The sequence below is a fragment of the Cohnella rhizoplanae genome, from assembly GCF_948329515.1.
Taxonomy (GTDB): Bacteria; Bacillota; Bacilli; order Paenibacillales; family Paenibacillaceae; genus Cohnella; species Cohnella rhizoplanae.
Window position 1 is genome coordinate 18,274 of sequence record NZ_CAOJCN010000011.1, and the last position, 17,247, is coordinate 35,520.

15 protein-coding genes are annotated in these 17,247 nt (G+C 62.8%); 7 read left to right on the plus strand and 8 right to left on the minus strand.

The window, feature by feature from the left end:
• Nucleotides 1–300: 300 nt before the first annotated feature.
• Nucleotides 301–1,230 (minus strand): AraC family transcriptional regulator, encoded by a 930-nt coding sequence (locus PQG80_RS16735; RefSeq protein ID WP_271752564.1) that lies wholly within the window; start codon nucleotides 1,228–1,230, stop codon nucleotides 301–303.
• A 183-nt stretch (nucleotides 1,231–1,413) separates the two neighbouring features.
• On the opposite strand from PQG80_RS16735, the gene PQG80_RS16740 reads away from it, so the two are divergent.
• Entirely contained in the window at nucleotides 1,414–2,154 is a 741-nt protein-coding gene (locus tag PQG80_RS16740) for a glucose 1-dehydrogenase (RefSeq protein WP_271752565.1), read from the plus strand.
• A gap of 64 nt (nucleotides 2,155–2,218) precedes the next feature.
• Here the strand turns inward: PQG80_RS16740 and PQG80_RS16745 are convergent, their stop codons facing one another.
• Together PQG80_RS16745 and PQG80_RS16750 are read right to left on the minus strand one after the other, a co-directional pair.
• Nucleotides 2,219–3,157, minus strand: coding sequence for an NHL repeat-containing protein (locus PQG80_RS16745; RefSeq protein ID WP_271752566.1), 939 nt, complete (start codon nucleotides 3,155–3,157; stop codon nucleotides 2,219–2,221).
• Between the two features lie 78 nt (nucleotides 3,158–3,235).
• Entirely contained in the window at nucleotides 3,236–4,042 is an 807-nt protein-coding gene (locus PQG80_RS16750; RefSeq protein ID WP_271752567.1) for a phytanoyl-CoA dioxygenase family protein, read from the minus strand.
• 117 nt (nucleotides 4,043–4,159) lie between these two features.
• Here PQG80_RS16750 and PQG80_RS16755 point away from each other — a divergent pair, with 117 nt between their 5' ends.
• Nucleotides 4,160–5,068 (plus strand): AraC family transcriptional regulator, encoded by a 909-nt coding sequence (locus PQG80_RS16755; RefSeq protein ID WP_271752568.1) that lies wholly within the window; start codon nucleotides 4,160–4,162, stop codon nucleotides 5,066–5,068.
• 25 nt (nucleotides 5,069–5,093) lie between these two features.
• Here the strand turns inward: PQG80_RS16755 and PQG80_RS16760 are convergent, their stop codons facing one another.
• Nucleotides 5,094–5,681, minus strand: coding sequence for a hypothetical protein (locus tag PQG80_RS16760; RefSeq protein ID WP_271752569.1), 588 nt, complete (start codon nucleotides 5,679–5,681; stop codon nucleotides 5,094–5,096).
• Nucleotides 5,682–5,941: 260 nt separating this feature from the next.
• Between PQG80_RS16760 and PQG80_RS16765 the strand changes: the two genes are divergently transcribed.
• Nucleotides 5,942–7,492, plus strand: coding sequence for a histidine kinase N-terminal 7TM domain-containing diguanylate cyclase (locus tag PQG80_RS16765; RefSeq protein ID WP_271752570.1), 1,551 nt, complete (start codon nucleotides 5,942–5,944; stop codon nucleotides 7,490–7,492).
• A gap of 69 nt (nucleotides 7,493–7,561) precedes the next feature.
• On the opposite strand, the gene PQG80_RS16770 is transcribed toward PQG80_RS16765, so the two are convergent.
• Nucleotides 7,562–8,659 (minus strand): asparaginase, encoded by a 1,098-nt coding sequence (locus tag PQG80_RS16770; protein WP_271752571.1) that lies wholly within the window; start codon nucleotides 8,657–8,659, stop codon nucleotides 7,562–7,564.
• Nucleotides 8,660–8,731: 72 nt separating this feature from the next.
• Nucleotides 8,732–9,778, minus strand: coding sequence for a glycoside hydrolase family 130 protein (locus PQG80_RS16775; protein ID WP_271752572.1), 1,047 nt, complete (start codon nucleotides 9,776–9,778; stop codon nucleotides 8,732–8,734).
• 126 nt (nucleotides 9,779–9,904) lie between these two features.
• Between PQG80_RS16775 and PQG80_RS16780 the strand changes: the two genes are divergently transcribed.
• Nucleotides 9,905–10,666 carry a threonine/serine exporter family protein gene (locus PQG80_RS16780; protein ID WP_271752573.1) on the plus strand — a complete coding sequence of 254 codons (762 nt, stop codon included), beginning with the start codon at nucleotides 9,905–9,907 and terminating at the stop codon, nucleotides 10,664–10,666.
• Between the two features lie 15 nt (nucleotides 10,667–10,681).
• Complete coding sequence (locus tag PQG80_RS16785; protein WP_271752574.1) at nucleotides 10,682–11,128, plus strand: threonine/serine exporter family protein; 447 nt, start codon at nucleotides 10,682–10,684, stop codon at nucleotides 11,126–11,128.
• A gap of 278 nt (nucleotides 11,129–11,406) precedes the next feature.
• On the opposite strand, the gene PQG80_RS16790 is transcribed toward PQG80_RS16785, so the two are convergent.
• A complete protein-coding gene (locus tag PQG80_RS16790) occupies nucleotides 11,407–12,618 on the minus strand; it encodes a winged helix DNA-binding domain-containing protein (RefSeq protein ID WP_271752575.1) in 1,212 nt (403 codons plus the stop codon).
• A gap of 221 nt (nucleotides 12,619–12,839) precedes the next feature.
• On the opposite strand from PQG80_RS16790, the gene PQG80_RS16795 reads away from it, so the two are divergent.
• Both PQG80_RS16795 and asnA read left to right on the plus strand, forming a co-directional pair.
• The gene (locus tag PQG80_RS16795) at nucleotides 12,840–13,505 is read left to right on the plus strand and encodes a LysE family transporter (protein ID WP_271752576.1); all 666 of its coding nucleotides are present in this window, start codon (nucleotides 12,840–12,842) and stop codon (nucleotides 13,503–13,505) included.
• A gap of 84 nt (nucleotides 13,506–13,589) precedes the next feature.
• On the plus strand, nucleotides 13,590–14,600 hold the full coding sequence (gene asnA, locus PQG80_RS16800; RefSeq protein WP_271752577.1) for an aspartate--ammonia ligase: 1,011 nt from the start codon (nucleotides 13,590–13,592) through the stop codon (nucleotides 14,598–14,600).
• An 88-nt stretch (nucleotides 14,601–14,688) separates the two neighbouring features.
• On the opposite strand, the gene PQG80_RS16805 is transcribed toward asnA, so the two are convergent.
• A complete protein-coding gene (locus PQG80_RS16805; RefSeq protein ID WP_271752578.1) occupies nucleotides 14,689–17,082 on the minus strand; it encodes a PAS domain S-box protein in 2,394 nt (797 codons plus the stop codon).
• Nucleotides 17,083–17,247 lie beyond the last annotated feature (165 nt).

The window sequence follows — 17,247 nt, forward strand, 5'->3', positions numbered from 1 at the left end:
ATCGTCGGCTAAGCGGCTGATCGGCGATACGTATAGGTCTGCATCATTGATCCGGCGATGTCCCGCCGCTGTGGGGCCGTCGCCCTCCGCCCGTCGCTGTGAGACCATCGCCTTCTTCCGCCGCTCTCCTCAGCAGAGCTCATCTCCGCCACACGCCAATAACCGCCTGGGAACCTCCCCGGCGGTTATTTTTCGCGTAATTATTCACGTCGTTATTCACGTCATTCACATCATCATTCGCGTCGTCCTTCAGATCCGCGATCCCCGGACCAAGCCCCAGGGTCAATCGCGCATGCGACGTTAGACGTGCAGTTCTCCCCGATGCTGCTTCGCGTCGCTCGCCGGCGGCAGCCCGAACATGCGCGCATATTCCCGGCTGAATTGGGAGGGACTCTCATAGCCCACCTCGAAGGCGGCGTCCGCGGCGTTCCGCTCCTCGGCGATGAGCAGGCGCCGGGCCTCCTGCAGCCGGATGGCCTTCTGATATTGAAGCGGGCTCATGGCCGTCACCCGTTTGAAGTGCTTGTGCAGCGCCGACGCGCTCATGTTGGCCTCGTGCGCCAGCTCCTCGACGCGCAGCGGCCTGGCGATATCCCGCCCGATCAGGCGGATCGCCTTGACGATGCCGGCCGCATGGCTGCCGATGACGGCGAACTGCTTCAGCCGCTCGTTGCGTTCGTCCTGCAGCACGCGGTACAGCGTCTCGCGGATGAACAGCGGCGCCAGGACCGGGATGTCGGCGGGCGCGTCCAGGAGGCGGACCAGGCGAAGCAGCGCGTCCAGCAAGTCCGGCTTGACCGGATTCACCCAGATACCGCGCCCAGCGTCGGCTTCCGGATCCGCCTCGGCGGCGGGGGCCTGGATCAGGTCCAGGATCTCCTCGGCGCCGAACTGCAGCTGAAGGCTGACATACGGCTCCTCGGGCGACGCCTGCACGACGCTGCCCGCCACGGGGATATGCACGGAGGCGACCAGATACGAGCTCCGGTCGTAGCGATAGCGCTCGCCGGCCAGCGCGACCGTCTTGGCGCCCTGCAGGACGATACACAGCGCGGGCTTGTAGATCGTGTGCACAATGTCCGTCGGACCGGTCTCCCGGATCACCCGCAACCGCGGGATGGCCGTATCCTGCGGACCGGTCTTCCGCGCGTGACGTCCGACGATCGACAGGAGCTCCCGATGCGGGTCGCGAGGCGCGGCATTCTCTTGTTCCAAGCTCCCATTTTCCACGGCGTTCTTCCTCCCTGGCGCTGCTCTGATGCGTGTATCATATCAACCCGAATAGGAATAGGCAATGATCCGCGACGATCTGACTACCCGGCCGGGCGACGGATTCTTTACAATGAAGTCATGCTTCATGGCGCATGCTATAGACGAGCGCCGATCTCATGAAAAAGGAAGAGGGATGCAGGGATGAGCAGCTTGCAGGGAAAAACGGCGATCGTGACCGGAGCGTCGCGCGGCATCGGAAGACAGATCGCGGAGCGACTGGCCGCCTTGGGCGCGCAGGTCGTCGTCAACTATGCGGCCAGCCGGGAGACGGCGGACGAAGTCGTCGCCGAGATCGCAGCAGCCGGCGGACAGGCGATCGCCATCCAGGCGGACGTCGCCAAGGTCGAGGACATCGAGCGGCTGTTCGCCGAGACGATCGAACGACTCGGGAAGGTCGATATACTCGTCAATAATGCCGGCGCCATGACCAACCGGCTGATCGGGGAGGTCACCGAAGCCGACTTCGACCGTTTGTTCGCGATCAATGTCAAGGGAACCTACTTCGCATGCCAACAGGCGATGAAGCATATGGGCGAAGGCGGGCGGATCGTCAACTTCTCGACCTCCGTGCTGGGCGCGATGATGCCGAGCTACAGCGTCTATGCCGCCGCCAAGGGCGCCGTCGAGCAGATCACTCGGCAGCTGGCCAAGGAATTCGGGCCGAAGGGCATCACGATCAACGCGATCGCCCCGGGGCAGGTACGGACCGAGCTGTTTACGACGGGCAAGACGCAGGAGCAGATCGAGGCATTTAGCAAGATGAACGCTTTCGGGCGGCTCGGCGAGCCCGATGATATCGCGGGCGCGGTCGAACTGCTCGTCGGCGATCGCGCCCATTGGATCACGGGACAGACGATCCGCGCGAACGGCGGCTTCAACTAAAGCCGGAGAAAAGCGAAAAGAAGCTGTCCCCGCGTTCTGCGACGCGGGTGGCAGCTTCTCTGCGTTAATCCTGGGGCACCCACTTCGTGATGCGTCCTTGAGGTACCCACTCCACGACGTAAATGGCGCCAACCCCGTCCACGTGCGCCGCGTGCGGAGATACGAACCCGCGCGCCGGCCACTCGGCGGGCGGAATGGCGGGCCACCGGGCATCCCGCCAGAGCGAATTCGGTTCGCCGAGCAGGGCGATGACGTTAAACGCGCGATCCGCGACCGCGACGCGCCCGTTAAGATCGGGGATGCAGTAATAATCGCCTGCGCCGACGAGGTCGCAGGGCAGCAGGTAGTCCCCGCCGTAGACGCGCAGCAGCTCTCCTTCCGCAGAATATTGCATGAAGCGCCGATGTCTGCGGTCCGCTACATAGACGTTCGTCTCTCCGGATGCATCCGAATCAACCCATAATCCGTGCGGCTCGTGCAGATGCGCGTCACCGTCTCCGCGTCCGCCCCAGCTCTGCAGCCAACGGCCGTCCTTGTCGTAGCGGTGGATCAGATATTCCCCGTAGCCGTCCGCGACGTAGATATCGCCGCTCTCCGCGACGCCCACGTCGGTCGGACGATACCTGTCTGGCGTCGGATACGCCTCGGGCAGGGGCGGGACCTCCAGCGACAGCAGCTCCCGCCCGTCCAGCGCGTGCTTGGCCACGCGATGCCTGCCGATATCCGTCACGTATAAATACTCCGTGCCGTCCGCCTCGCGGTCGAGGCAGAGACCGTGAGCGCCCGATTCGTATTCTTCGCCCCAAGAGCCGATATATTCGCCGTCCGGCTTGAATAACGCGACCGCATGGCGGCTCATGTTCAACACATAGATCCGGCCTGCCGCATCCTCGGCGATGCCGTGCGTGTACCCGAGCGCGACGTCGCCGGGCAGCTTCGCCCATCCGGAGATCGGCGCGTAATCCGCCGCTCCCCGGATGCCGTTTTTGCGCATATCCCTCATTTAGGGTCCGACCTCCGATTCGATATCGCCGTTCCCGGCTTCGTCCTTGCGTTCCGTCCCGAGGTCCTGTACATCGGATCAGTCCTCTCTGGCGAGCAGCGGGAACCGGGGACCGGCGATCGGCCGGTCTTTTTCCAGCCCCGCGTCGTCCGTGACGACGTGCGCATCGCCGTTGTAGGTGACGCCGTCCGGCATATAGATAATGGCCAGCACGCGCCGCGGGCGGTCCGTCGCATTCGCGTGCGCGTAGTGGAAGGTCAGCCCGTCATGGAACGTGCAGCTCCCCGCCTTGAGCGGCACGACGACCGGTTTTTGCGCGTCCGCCTGGCCGCCCTCGACGTAGTCGAATATATTTTGCGGGTCGGCGAGGTCGATGCCTTTCAGTTTTCCCAGCCGGTTGGACTTCGGCACGAAGGCCATGCAGCCGTTGCGTTCGTCCACGTCGTCGAGCGTCAGCCAGAGCGACATCATGCGGGGGTTCTTTTCGTTCACCGGCCAGTAGGGGGTATCTTGATGCCAGGGCGTCGCCTTGGAGTCCCCGGGCATTTTCCAGAGGCCGTGGTCGTGGAACAAGCGCATACCGGACGCGCCGGCGAGCAGTCTCGCCGATTCCGCGAAGCGCGGATGCGAGGTGTAGCGGCCCATGCCGGCGTGATCCCGCCACACGTTTACCTTCTGATTCAGCACCCTGTAATACAAGCCGCCCTGCTTATCCGTATGGACCGCGCGGTCGCCGTCGCTCTTCATGGCCTCCTCCAGATATTCGCGGAGCTCGGCCAGCTCCCCGGGCGTAATCATGTCGTCCACCTGCACGAACCCGTTTTCCCGATAGAAATCGATATGCGCTTGCGTGATCGGCGTTTGTACGGAAGTCTGAATCGTCATTGTGCGCCATCCTCCTTGTGATCTGCTGTATTTCAAGCATAATAGATGGGAGGAAGATCGGGGATGGATACAATTCCGTACAATTTGTAAAAAAGTCGGAACCGAAGGAGCGCTCATATGGAAGCCTCGCAAAGGATAGACTACCGCTTGGTGTCGCCTTACGTTCGCTACGTTCACCGGATCGAGATGCCCGCGGGCAGCCGCATGGCCGACCGGCATATTTTCGATTACGAGTTTATATTCGTCGTGCGGGGCGAAGGCCGGCTGCGGCTCGGCGAGCGCGTGCATGCGATGAAGGGAGGAGATCTCTTCTACGTCCGGCCGCATCTGAGCAATGCGATGGAGGTGACCGGCACGCAGCCGATGGACTGCTTCGCCGTTCACTTCGATTATTTGTACCTGGGAGAAGGGCATGAGTTCTCGCCGTACGCGGTGTATCTGGAGCAGGGGACGCAGGAGGGAGCGGGACGATTGAGGGATCGGCCGGCCGTGGAGCCGCTCGGGCTTGACGTTCCGGAAGCGATCGCCGCCGGCGACGTGAAGGGCTTTTACGAGACGTTTAAGGAATTGAACGCATGCTTCGCCCGCTCCGGCATCGGCGCGGCGCTGCAGCTGAAGTCGGCCATGCTGCGTCTGCTCGGTCTCGTGTACGAGGAGCTGATGACGCGCGAAGGCGTGCGGATCGGCCATCCGCACGCGGACACGGTGCTCGAGGCGATTCAGTACATGGAGGCGCATTACGCGGAACGCATAGACGCGCCGCTGCTCGCGGGAAGGGCGGGATTCACGCCCAAGTATTTCGGCACGCTGTTCAGGCAGGCGACGGGCGTCACGGTGTCCGCCTACCTGCTCCGGCTGCGCATGGAGCGGGCCAAGCATCTCCTCGCGCAGCGCCGACTGTCGGTGGAGGAGGTGGGCGCGCGCGTGGGCATCGCAGACCTGTATTATTTCAGCAAGCTGTTCAAGAAAACGGAGGGCATGTCTCCGAGCCGATACGCTTCGTCGGTAGCTTGGCCTGCGGAGTAACCGTCTGCTCCGCGGGAATCCGGCATCAAGCAGCGAGCTTCTTCGCCAGGGCGGCCGGCTGCTTCCGGGACCAGAACTGCAGCGCGGTCGTCAGCTGCGGATCGTCGTTGACCCAGCCGCCGTCCTGCTGCGCGAACCTGCCTTCGCCCGCTGCGCCGGCGATGCGGTACATATCGGGCGCCTGCGCCTGATCCTCGCGCAGCAGGAGCAGGTAGCTCTCGCCCGAGCGCAGCAGGGCGCCGCCGGCGCCGGCCGATTGGACGACGCGGATATAATGCGAGGTGCCGCCCTTCAGCCAATCCCGCACCTCGAGCGTCGTTACGGCCGCGCCGCCGTCCAGCGCATGCGCCTCGGCGATGACGGTGCCCGTCACGACGGCATCCGCCGCGGTCATGAGGCCCAGCAGGCGGGCGGCGTCGCCGTGAGCGGCGGCGGGAGCGCCCGCGCCGTCTCCTTGTCCGTGCTCGTGGAGGTCCAGGCGCAATGGCGGCAGCGGCACGATATGTTCAGACGGAGACAAGGCGAACGAAGGCGTCAGCGGACCGTTCAATAGCGCGATGCCCGACAGCAGCACCGCCGCGAGCAGTACGGGTCCGAGCAATTTAATAGACAAGGAGGCTCCCCACCGTTTCCGAGTTGATTTGTCTTTCTTGACGGAACCGGAGCGGCAAATGTTCCACTTCGGCGCCAAGGAAAAGAACATCAATATCTGGAAACGCGCTTCGTCTCCCACTGCTGCACGCCCCGTCTGCGAAAAGCCGCTTCGCGGCAGCGCGGAAAGTGGTATCATTTCTGCACGGAAGTTGTCGATAAATCCCATGGGGCCGACCAAACAGGTGGTATAATGAAGGCCTGAACGGAGGTGCGGCCCCGATGACGGCCTGGTTGTTTATGTTCGGCGGATTGCTCTCGCTGACGGGAGTCGCATACGCATATACGCTGCGCAAAACGCCCGGGGCGTTGCCGCTGCTCGCGTTGTTCGCCTTGACCGGGCTTATTATGTTCGCCTCGGGTCGGGAAGCGCTGGTCCCGGGACTCGAGGCCAAGCTGCAATGGCGCAACCTGCAGCAGATCGGCTACCTGTACGCGCCGCTCGCGTTCCTCTGGCTTGCCATGGCCTACACGCGCGAGGGCACCAGATTTACCCGGCATACGCTGGCGCTCGTTCTGACGATTCCGACCGCGAGCCTCATCCTCGTCTATACGGACACCTTCCATCACCTCATGCGCGCGCAAGTGGGGCTGGACGACGCGGGCATGCTCGTCATGCAGCGCACGCTGCTTAATCAAGCGGTATACGGCTTTACCACGATGGTCTCGCTTGTCGGCCTGTACATTCTGATCCGCAGCGTATTCTATACGCGCGGCGCCCAGCGCCAGCAGCTGCTCTACCTGATCGCGGGCATGTGCCTGCCCTCGATCATCGCGATCCTGCGCAGCGCGGGCGTGATCGAGATGAGCGGCTACGCTTCCTCCATCGGCATCACGTACTTGCCTGGGCTGCTCATCGTCGGATGGGGCGTGCTGCGCTATCAGATGTTCCACTCGGTCCCCTTTCCCCGCAACCGGCTGTTCGAGATGATGAACGAGGGCATCCTCGTGCTCGACCGCGACGCGCGGATTCAGGATCTCAACGGGGCGGCGCGCCGGATGCTGTCGCTGGAGGGGTCGGGCTGGCTCGGCCGCGGCGTCGGAGATACGCCGCTGCCCGCCGAGCGTTGGCTCGCCGCGCATCGGGCTCGGGGCGAGACGGCCTCGTTCGACGTCACGCTGGGAGAAGGCGTAGAGGCGAGGCTGCTCACGGCGAAGATCACGCCGATCCTCTACCGGAACCGTACCTTGCTCGGCTCCCTGTCGGTGCTGACGGACCGGACCGAGGAGCACCGCCGGGAGCAGGCCCTCCGGCTCGCCGCCGTCACGGACGGACTGACGGGCATTCTCAACCGCAACGGCTTCATCGCGGAGATGACGCGGGAGATCGAAGCCGCGCGAGAGCGGGAGAGGGCGCTGTCGCTGCTCGTCCTCGACATCGACAGCTTCAAGAGCGTGAACGACCGGTTCGGACATCTCACCGGGGACCGGACGATCCGCAGCTTCGTGGAGGCGGTCGCGGCGTCCGCGGGCGCTGCCGGGCCGTTCGGCCGGATCGGCGGCGAGGAGTTCGCGCTGGCGCTGCCCGGGATGGCCGAGGACGAGGCCTTCGCTTGCGCGGAGCGCATCCGTCAGGCCGTCTGCCGCGTGTCGATACAAGACGGGCGCGGAGGCGCCTTCGGCATTACGGCCAGCATCGGCACGGCCACCTTGTTGCCCGAGGACCGTTCGTTCGAGTCGCTCTACTCGCGCGCGGACGCCGGCTTGTACGAGGCCAAGCGTCTCGGCCGCAACGCGACGCGTCAGGGCGGCGAGGTCGGAGTGACCGTATAGTTCAAGGAACGATAGGGCTCGGCGATTCGAAAAAGGAGGAGCGGCTTCGTGAAAGCCGCTCCTCCTTTTTTAGCGAGACGATCGCAGATATTCGAAAAACAGCGGCCTCCGCATGAAGCGCTCGACCTCCCGCGGGTCGCCGGAGGAGGCGCAGGCGAGCAGCAGCTTCGTCAGCGCGGCCTCTGCCGAGATGTCCTCCAGCGGGATGCCGCCGGCCTCGGTCAGCAGCGAGGCGGAAGCATACATGTCGCCCTCGGGACTGCGCATCGGCACGAGGTAGACATCGACCCCGCGCTCTTTGCAGTACGAGACGAACGACGCGAGCGAACGGCTGGCCTCGCCTTCCCGCGCGTTGGCGGTGCCCGAGTGGTACGTGTCGTGCAGGACGGCCCGCGGCGCGCGGCGCGTGAAGTCGAAGATGCGGTAATCGAGGCCGGGATAAGGCTTGATATACAGCACCGGCGGCCACTCGCCGTCCAGAGCGGGCGGTGCCGGAGGCGGCATCCGCGAGGCCTGGCCGGCCTGCGCGTGCGGCGTTTCCGCGCGGCGGGCGAGCTGCTCCGCGGTCGGGTTGACGGGATGCGCGTTAGGCGCGAAGCGCCCGTCCCGCATATGCCCGAACGGCTCGCCGTAAAGGGCTTCGAACTGGTCGGTGAACGGGACCGCCTGCGTGATGCGCGTCCCCAGGTAGACGACCGACTCGCCTAGCGCGTTGCCGAACAGGGTGAACACCCCGGGCAGGCCGGCATTCGCGATGAATTCGACCGAGGCCGAGAAGTTGGCGAGGCCGTTGCTCCTGGGGTCGTCCAGCGGATAGTTGGCGGCCGTGAGCACGATCGGGATCGGCGCGTCGCAGCACAGGTAGGACAGCATCGCCGACGAGAACGAGAGCGTGTCCGAGCCGTGCGTGACGATGACGCCCGCATACCCGCCATCGTAGGCCGCGCGCACAGGCGCGGCGAGCTTCGCCCAATCGCCTGGCACGAGATTCTCGCTGAGCAGGTTGATCGGCTGCGCCGTCTCGAACGAGACCTCGACGGTTTCCGGAATTTGGGCATACTGCTCCATGAGGAAGTAGGAGCCGAACGCGTCGACGTCGATGCCGTGCGCGCCGCGGCGGCTTCCGATGGTGCCGCCGGTGAAGATGACGAGAATTTTAGCGGGCAAGAGAGCAGACATCCTTTCCTTGCTTGATTGCGTAAGATAAGACAGGGCGCAGGTCAGGCGCGCGCCGGCCGGTCAGAAGCTCGCCCAGATATCCGCGAGCGGAATGTCCGCCCGGGCCATGACTTCGTCGGCGGCTCCGTAGTACATGCGGACCGTGTCGCCCGCCAGGATCACCCCGCAGGAGAAAACGACTTTGCCGAAGAACCCGTTCACCTCGTAATCCGCTTCGGGTGCCAGGATCGGCACGCGCGAGCGGGCCAGCACGATGCCCGGGTCCTCAAGGTCCAGCAGCGCGGCGCCCATGCAGTACCGGCTGTCCGCGTCGGCGCCGTGATAGAGCACGAGCCAGCCGCGCTCGGTACGGAGCGGCACGGCGCCGCCGCCGATGCGGCCGCCGTCCCAGTGGCCGGGCCGCAGGCCCATCAGGTAGCGGTGTCCGCCCCAGTGCAGCAGGTCGGGCGACTCCGCCACCCACATCTCGGGGGCGCCGATCGACCGCGGCACGGGACGATGAAGCATATAATATTTGCCGCCGATGCGCTCGGGGAAAAACATCGCGTCCTTGTTCTCCGGCGGCAGGATCATGCCGAGCCGCTCGTAGGAGACGAAGTCCCGGGTCGTCGCGAGTCCGACGCCGACGCCTCGGGAGCTGACCGCGCTGTAGGTAATATAGTAGGTGTCGCCCATCTGCGTAATGCGCGGATCCTCGATCCCCCAGGCTTCGGCCTCTCCCTCCGGGAACAGCGCGGGCGACTCGTCCACGACGAAGCGCTCGCCGTCCCGGCTGCGGGCGACGCGAAGGTGCGACATCGACGTCAGATAGGCATAGGAACCGTCGCGCCCCTTAATGACGCGCGAATCGCCGAAGTCGTAGTTCGGATCGTCCGCCGACAGACGGACGAGCTCCAGCCGCTTGCCCTGCTCGTCCAGCATCGGCACCAGCACGGCGCCGGACTCGGGCTGCAGCGGCATCTCGGCTACGCGCAGCAGAAGGATGACTTCGCCGCCGAGCTCGGCGACGCCGGCATTGAAGGCGCCGACCACCTGCAGATCCGGGCGGGAAGGCTTGACGTGACCGACGGTCACGACCGGATTGCCCGACATGCGTAAGACTGCCATTTGACGCTCACCCCGTTTGCATCTTATTCTAACCCCATACTACTTTACAAGTACCCAATTCTCCAAGCGATGGGCCTCACGGGGAGCTCCCGGTCGCGAGGGGACGGAGATCGAGGGATTCGGCAGATGGAACAATCGAGCGTACGCTGCAAGGAGATCGTGGAGATCTGCGTGCTGGCCGGCAAAATCATGCTGGAAAACGGCGGCGAGACCTACCGCGTCGAGGACACGATGATGCGGATCGCCACCGCCTACGGCGCGGAAGGACCGCAGAGCTTCGTCATGCCGACCGGCATCATGTTCGCGATCGAGGGCACGGAGAGCGCGACGCGGCTCGTCCGCATCTCGCGGCGGTCGACCAACCTGAGCAAGGTGACCGAGGTGAACGATATCTCGCGGCGCATCGCGGGCGGACATCTGCAGCCGGCGGAGGCGCGCGCGCTGCTCAAAGGCGTGGAGTGCGGCGAGCCCGTCTATCCGCTGCGGATCCAGCTCCTATTGGCGGCGTTAGCCAGCGGATGCTTCCTCATTTTGTACGAGGGGACGTGGTCCGACATGCCGGCGGCCATGCTGTGCGGAGGGACGGGGTTCTGGCTGCTCGGATGGATGACGCGTCTGAGCTCGATCCGGCTGTTCGGCGAGTTGATCGCGGCGCTTGCCGTCGGGCTGCTGTCCTATCTGGCGGTGCGGCTCGGCGTCGGACAGCAGCACAGCACGATCATGATCGCGTCGGTCATGCCGCTCGTGCCCGGGCTGCTCATAACCAACGCGGTCCGGGACCTGATGGCGGGGCATCTCGTATCGGGCATCTCGAAGGGGGCGGAGGCGTTTCTGACCGCGTTCGCCATCGGGGCGGGCATCGGAATCGCGCTGACGTTCAATGCATAGGGGGGCGCGGGCGGCATGATCGCAGAATACTTATCTCAATCCATCGCGAGCTTCGTGGGCACGGCATGCTTCGGCGTTATCTTCCAGATCCCGAAGCGCAGCCTCGTCCATTGCGGCCTGGCGGGCATGGTCGGCTGGATCGTATACTACGGCCTGATCAAGGCCGACGCGGATCCGATCGCCGCGACCTGGGCCTCTGCGGTGCTGATCGGCCTCATCGCGCACTATCTGGCGATCCGCTTCAAGGTGCCGGTCACCGTGTTCAGCGTCTCGGGCATCATCCCGCTCGTGCCGGGCGGCATGGCCTACGACGCGATGCTGAACGTCGTGCAGAACGACTATCCGACGGCCATGCAGCTGGGGGCCAAGGCGTTCATGCTCTCGGGCGCGATCGCGGTCGGCCTCGTGTTCTCGGAGGTCATCAACCAGGTGTCGAAAAAGGCGCGGAAGCGCGCTTTCTAGACACGCTTGCACGATTCGGCCGTTTGGCCGTAAACCGGATCGGGCGCGAATGCGCCCTGCCATGATTGAACAAGCCCCGAGGCTCCGCCATGATGGCGGGGCTTTTTTTGCATTCTTCCGGGGCTGAGCGATGGGACTGGCGATGGGGTGGAAGCAATGGGGCGGGTTGCCTGGACCGTGGTTAGGCGCTAATAGGCGCAAAAAATGAGCCTGCAGCGCGGATGGGCTGGACCGGCGACCATGTAGGCGCAAAGAGTGCGTCATGGGGCCGCAGGCGCTCAAGCTTCAAACCGGATCTCGTGCCGGCAGCCCTCCGCCGCGAACGCGAGCAGGCGGGCGCCTTCCTCGCCGAGCGCTTCGCGGCCTTCGGCCGACAGCGGGGCGAACGGCTCCACGACCAGCGTCGCGTCGTCCCGCTGACGCCGGATCTCCCATTTGCCGGCGACGAAGCCGTCCAGCAGGAAGACCGGTCGCACGAGTCCGTTGGCGGTGAAGACCCGCTGCTTGTGCGCATCGGACAAGATACGGCTCCGGTCCGCGTAGGCGAGCAGCATCTGATCGAATTCGCCGAGAAAACGCGCAGGGCATGGCATATCCGCATCGGGACGGGGCGCGTCGGGCAAGTCGAACAGCTCGGCGCCCCGCTCGTCGCGGAAGCGGACGAGAGCGGGGCCGAGCCGCCGGACGGCGTCCTGCAGCTTGGTGAGGCCGGACCAGGCCTGCATGTCCTTGACCGAGGCAGGGCCGAAGGCGGCCAGGTAGCGCACGACGAGCGCCTCTGCCGTGCAGCCCGGCTCCTCCGGCAGGCCGGTCCAGGCATCGAGAGGCGCGTGCAAGGCCTGCCCGCTCAGGCCCCATAGGCCGCGGGGAGGCACTTGCGCGAGCGGCACGCGGGCGCGGACCGCGGCGGCGAGCGCCTCGGGATCGCGATCCGGCCAGCGCTCGGCCAGGCGCGCGCCCAGCTCGGCGAAGCTCAGCGGCCGCTCGGCCGTCCATTCGCGCCCCAAGGCCGCGATCGCGTCGGCATCCGCGCCGGCGAGCCGCTTGCCGAAGGCGCCGGCCAGGCCACGCTCCTGCACGGGCTGGAGCAGCGGCCGCAGCGCCAGGGCATCCCGGGCCGAGACGAGGTGCAGCGTCGCCCGCATCAAGGCGATGCGCACCGCCCGGCGGCCGACGAGAAGCTCGCCGAGCGCCGCCGGATCGAAGCGGTCGAGCCGCGACCACAGGGCGTAGTAGGGCGCGCCGGGCGCCTGCGCCTGCAGGCCGCACAGACGCTCGATCGCCTCCAGCGCGCTCGCGGGCTGGCGTCTTAGCAGCATCTGCCTCGCAAGCAGCGCACGATTGAGCGCGCGTCGGCCGAGCAGGGGGGCGGCCGTCGACCGCGAGCGGCCGGTTTGAATGGTTGTAGGGTCCGTCGGATGGGCATCCATGCGAATCGTTCCTCCCGCCGAGGCTCTCTCGGCCTCGTTTATATCCCAATAATAACGCATGCTCTCTGACAGCAGTCTGTCAGTAAGGATGCGCGAGAAAATAACGTAATAACCCGGTTCCCGAGGCGCGCGTTGCGCGGCGGCGTCGCATAACGTCGTCGCGATCGGGCCCCGGTGCCGCAATTTTTATTTCCTATACGTCGTACAAGCCCATTTTCGATCATACGATATGAATGCCCCGGTTATATAAACAAGCTGTAGCAAGGGAGTGAGCTTACACCTTGAGTATCCAAATGTTAATCAGTTACTTAATTTTGGGTTTAACTTTAGCCGCGCCGATCGGTCCCGTGAACTCCGCAAGATTGGACAAGGGAATCAAGAACGGTTTCTGGCACGCATGGATCGTCGGCGTCGGGTCCATGATCGCGGACGGCATCTTTATGCTGCTTATTTATTTGGGGCTGGTAGAGTTTTTGAAAATACCCGTATTCCAAACCTTTCTATGGCTTTTCGGCGCATTCGTGCTTATTTACTCGGGCGTGGAAGGAATTTTCACGTCGCATAAATTGGATATCAAACTTCATGGACAGATGCGAAAAAAAGAGTCTTTGATGCGCAGCTTCATGGTCGGATTTACAATGTCGCTTACCAGTCCGTTATCCATTCTGTTCTGGATCGGGATCTACGGCTCTATCCTGGCCAAAACGGCTTCCGCCTTTGGAACGGGCCATCTGCTCATCTACAGCAGCATGATCTTTCTGGGACTGGCGATGTGGGATATTTGCGTGGCTTTGCTCACGACAGGGTTGAGGCGGTATTTAAACGAGCGATTCCTTCGCGGGATTTCGATCCTTTCAGGTGCCTCTCTAGTCGGATTCGGGGCTTACTTTGCCGTTCAAGGCATTCGTGCTTTATTGGAATTAAGAACGCTCGCTCCAATGGGGTAACTAACTGAACGTAGGCTCATAAGATACAGGGGCAACAACGGGGCCGGTGCCTACATTCACGTTTAATTGGAGGACAACATTTTTATGACGACAGGCGTTATCCCAAGCAGTTACGAGACGAAGTTGAATTTAATTGAAACCGAGAAAGCGATCAAAGCGGTGAAGGCCGTGTTCAAACGCGAGCTGAGCGAGTCCCTTCATCTGATGGAAGTATCTGCGCCTCTGATCGTAAAAAACGGGAACGGCATCAACGATGATTTGAACGGCGTTGAACGGATCGTCACGTTCGATGCGTTGGACGCGGACGATGCCCAGCTTGAGATCGTTCAATCGTTGGCGAAGTGGAAACGCATGGCGCTCGCGAGATTCGGCTTTAAGCAGGATGAAGGCCTGTACGCCAATATGAATGCGATAAGAAGAGACGAGAAGCAGGATAACTTGCATTCGATCTATGTAGATCAATGGGATTGGGAAAAGGTCATTGCGTACGATCAGCGTACCTTGCAGAAATTAAAAGACGAGGCGCGCAGCATTTACAAGGCGATCAAGTCCACCGAAGCCATCATTCATCAAGCCTATCCTGAGCTCGAGCCCGTACTGCCCGAGAACATTCACTTTATAACCTCGCAGGAACTGGAAAACCTATATCCCGAGCTTCCGCCGAAGGAAAGAGAGGACCGTATAGCCAAACAATACGGTGCCGTGTTTATCATGAAAATCGGAAGCCGCCTGCTCTCGGGAGAGAAGCACGACGGCCGGGCTCCGGATTATGACGACTGGAATCTGAACGGGGATATTATACTGTGGTACCCCGTTCTCGAGCGGGCCTTTGAAGTCTCTTCTATGGGGATTCGCGTGGATAAGAACAGTCTCCTGGAACAGCTCAAACAATCGGGTGCCGAGGATCGGACGTCGCTTGCGTTTCATCGATCGATTCTGGATGAATCCCTGCCTTTCTCCATCGGAGGGGGAATCGGGCAATCCAGATTGTGCATGTTCATTTTGAAAAAAGCGCATATCGGGGAAGTGCAGGCTTCGGTATGGAACGAGGATATTTTGAGGGAGTGCAAGGAAAGAAATATTCAATTGCTGTAAGGAAATAAAATGCGATAAGCAAAGAAGCAGCATTCTCGGGGGGAGAGAGCTGCTTCTTTGCCTGTAGTGAACGGGCGTATGCGGCGCGCTAGAGCGGGAGTCGAATCTCGACGCGCGTGCCTCGGCCGAGCGCGCTCTTGTACCGGATGGAGCCTCTGTGACCCGCGATAATCTGCTGGCTGACCATGAGACCCAGGCCGTGCCCCGAAGCTTTGTTGGAGTAAAACGGTTCGCCCAGATGCTTCAGCTCGTTCTCCGAGATGCCGAAGCCCTCGTCCTCGATGACGATGAGGATGCTTCCTTTTTCCGACTGTCTCGACCGTTCGTATTCGCCGTTACGGTCATCCTCGAGCTCCCCGTCCTCCGGCGGTTCCCGCGTCGCCGCGGCCTCGAGCATCCCGGAACCGCCCTTTGCCGCATCCGATTCCGAGGCGTCGTCCGGCTCCGTCGCGATGCCGATGCGCACGGTGCCGCCGTCCGGCATCGCCTCCATCCCGTTCTTGAGCACGTTGAGGAAAACCTGCTTGAGCTGGTTGGGCTCGCCGTTCAGCAGGGGCAGATCTTGAGCCTGGCGCAGCTCGAGCTGCACGTTGTTCATGATCGCCTGCGCTTCGAGGAGCGATACGGTCTCCCGCATGATGGACCGGATGTCGACGAGCTGATAGCGGACGGCTTGGGGCTTGGACAGCACGAGGAACTCGCCCACGATGAAGTTGATGCGGTCCAGCTCGGACAGCATCGTATCCAGGTGGACCGGCGAGATGCTTCCCGACTGCTGCTGGAGCTGCACGAAGCCGCGCAGCGTCGTGAGCGGGTTGCGAATCTCGTGCGCCACGCCCGCGGCGAGCTGGCCGACCATCGACAGCTTCTCCGAGCGGCGCAGCATCTCTTCGGTATGCTTGCGCTCGGTAATGTTGCGCGAGATCGAGGCGATGCCGACGACCTCCCCGCGCTCGTTGCGCACCGGGGAGATCGTAATGCTGACGTCGATCTGGGAGCCGTCCTTGCGATAGCGGGTCGTCTCATAGTCCGCGACGGCGCCGCCCTTCACGACCTTGCGCAGGATGCGGTCGAACTCCGCCCGATGCTCCGTCGGCACCTCGGGCAGGCTGCGGCCCAGCGCCTCGGCGGCGCTCCAGCCGTACATTTTTTCGAATGCGGCATTCAGCTGCATTAGATTCCCGCCCGGATCGGCGACGTGGATGGCGTCCGAGCTGTGATGCACGAACGACTCCAGATACTGCTTGGTGCTCCGCAGCTCCTCGGCCGTGTCTCTCAGCCGGTTGGTATAGGTGCTGAGATTGCTCGCCATCGTATTGACGCGATCCGAGAGCAGCCCCAGCTCGTCGTTGCTGACGACGGGGAGCGGTTCGTCGAAGCTGCCTTCGGCGACCGCGTTGACCTTATGCAGAATCTGCTGCACGGGACGGATCATCAGGCCGGAGAGCCAGTAGCTGGTCAGGACGGTGGCGCCGAGCAGGACGAGCCCGATGACGACGTTGAGCAGCAATTGACGGTTCAACTCGCCGCTGATCGCCGAGCGGTCGAAGCTCACGGTGACGATATAGTCTCTGTCCCCGTGAATGGGGATGTAGTTCTTCAGCAGGCTTTTGCCGCCGGAATTGCTGGTCGCCGTGACGGTCTTCCCCGTCGTGATGGCCGTATTCACGTACTCGACGTCGGCGTCGTCCTTGTAAGAATAGGTGCCGAACACGATATCCCGGACGTCCAGATTGTAGACGGGCTTGCCCTTCTTGATCTTGATGATGGGCGCCTTGCCGAAGAAGGCGGGATCGATGCCGGTAATCTCGACGATATCGGGATTGTCGTGCAGCAACTGCTTGATCAGCTTCTCCGTGCCGATCGAATCCTTGAAGTTGACGAAGACGTCCCCCCGCATGAAGGGGTTGATCATATAGTTCGTCGTGCCGTCGTAATAGTCGCCCCACTTCAAGATCAGATCGGGATCCGAGGTGGCGAAGTTGAACGGGCCGGACCAGAAGTTCGGCATCGCCCGGCCGAAGCCGACGTTCACGGGAACCCGGGCGAACAATTGCTGGAACGCCCTGTACCAATAATCCATCGTGTTGGAGCCGAGATTGATCTCGCCGGGCTCCGAAGACTTTTTGACGACGATGTCGTTCGGGGTCTTGATCCACAGCGATATGCCTTCGAGCTGCAGCTTCTCGGTCAGCGCGACGAGCTCTTCGTTGGTGACGTTGTCGATGTCGGGATCGAGCGAGCTCTGGATCGCGATGGACGCGGCGAGCAGCTTTTCCTCCTGGGCCCTCTCGAGCCGGCCGAGCGCGTCCTCGTAAGACTTGATCGACTCGCCGATCTGCTTGGAGATGATCTCCATGCGGCCGGTCACGTCCTCCTGCATGCCCGACTTGGACCAAAAGTAGGTAATCGACAGATTCAGCATGAGGATCGCGGCGACGAGTATGGACAGGAATAACGTGAGCTTAAGCTTTATGGACAAGGCGGGAAGCCTCCTAATGTAGTGGGGACTGGACTTGATGTCGTCGATCTGAAGATGCTGCGCGGAAGACGTAGAGACAACATTATAAAATTCTTTGCTTCGCGTCATAATCCTGCAACGCGCAGGCGCAAATATATGCGAGCTGTGCATGCTAAAAGATTTAAG

What these genes read in the sequence shown, in the direction of transcription:
- PQG80_RS16740 (WP_271752565.1), top strand. Translation starts at nt 1,414, where the DNA reads ATGAGCAGCTTGCAGGGAAAAACGGCGATCGTGACCGGAGCGTCGCGC.
- PQG80_RS16745 (WP_271752566.1), bottom strand. Translation starts at nt 3,157, where the DNA reads ATGAGGGATATGCGCAAAAACGGCATCCGGGGAGCGGCGGATTACGCG.
- PQG80_RS16750 (WP_271752567.1), bottom strand. Translation starts at nt 4,042, where the DNA reads ATGACGATTCAGACTTCCGTACAAACGCCGATCACGCAAGCGCATATC.
- PQG80_RS16755 (WP_271752568.1), top strand. Translation starts at nt 4,160, where the DNA reads ATGGAAGCCTCGCAAAGGATAGACTACCGCTTGGTGTCGCCTTACGTT.
- PQG80_RS16765 (WP_271752570.1), top strand. Translation starts at nt 5,942, where the DNA reads ATGACGGCCTGGTTGTTTATGTTCGGCGGATTGCTCTCGCTGACGGGA.
- PQG80_RS16775 (WP_271752572.1), bottom strand. Translation starts at nt 9,778, where the DNA reads ATGGCAGTCTTACGCATGTCGGGCAATCCGGTCGTGACCGTCGGTCAC.
- PQG80_RS16780 (WP_271752573.1), top strand. Translation starts at nt 9,905, where the DNA reads ATGGAACAATCGAGCGTACGCTGCAAGGAGATCGTGGAGATCTGCGTG.
- PQG80_RS16785 (WP_271752574.1), top strand. Translation starts at nt 10,682, where the DNA reads ATGATCGCAGAATACTTATCTCAATCCATCGCGAGCTTCGTGGGCACG.
- PQG80_RS16790 (WP_271752575.1), bottom strand. Translation starts at nt 12,618, where the DNA reads ATGCGTTATTATTGGGATATAAACGAGGCCGAGAGAGCCTCGGCGGGA.
- asnA (WP_271752577.1), top strand. Translation starts at nt 13,590, where the DNA reads ATGACGACAGGCGTTATCCCAAGCAGTTACGAGACGAAGTTGAATTTA.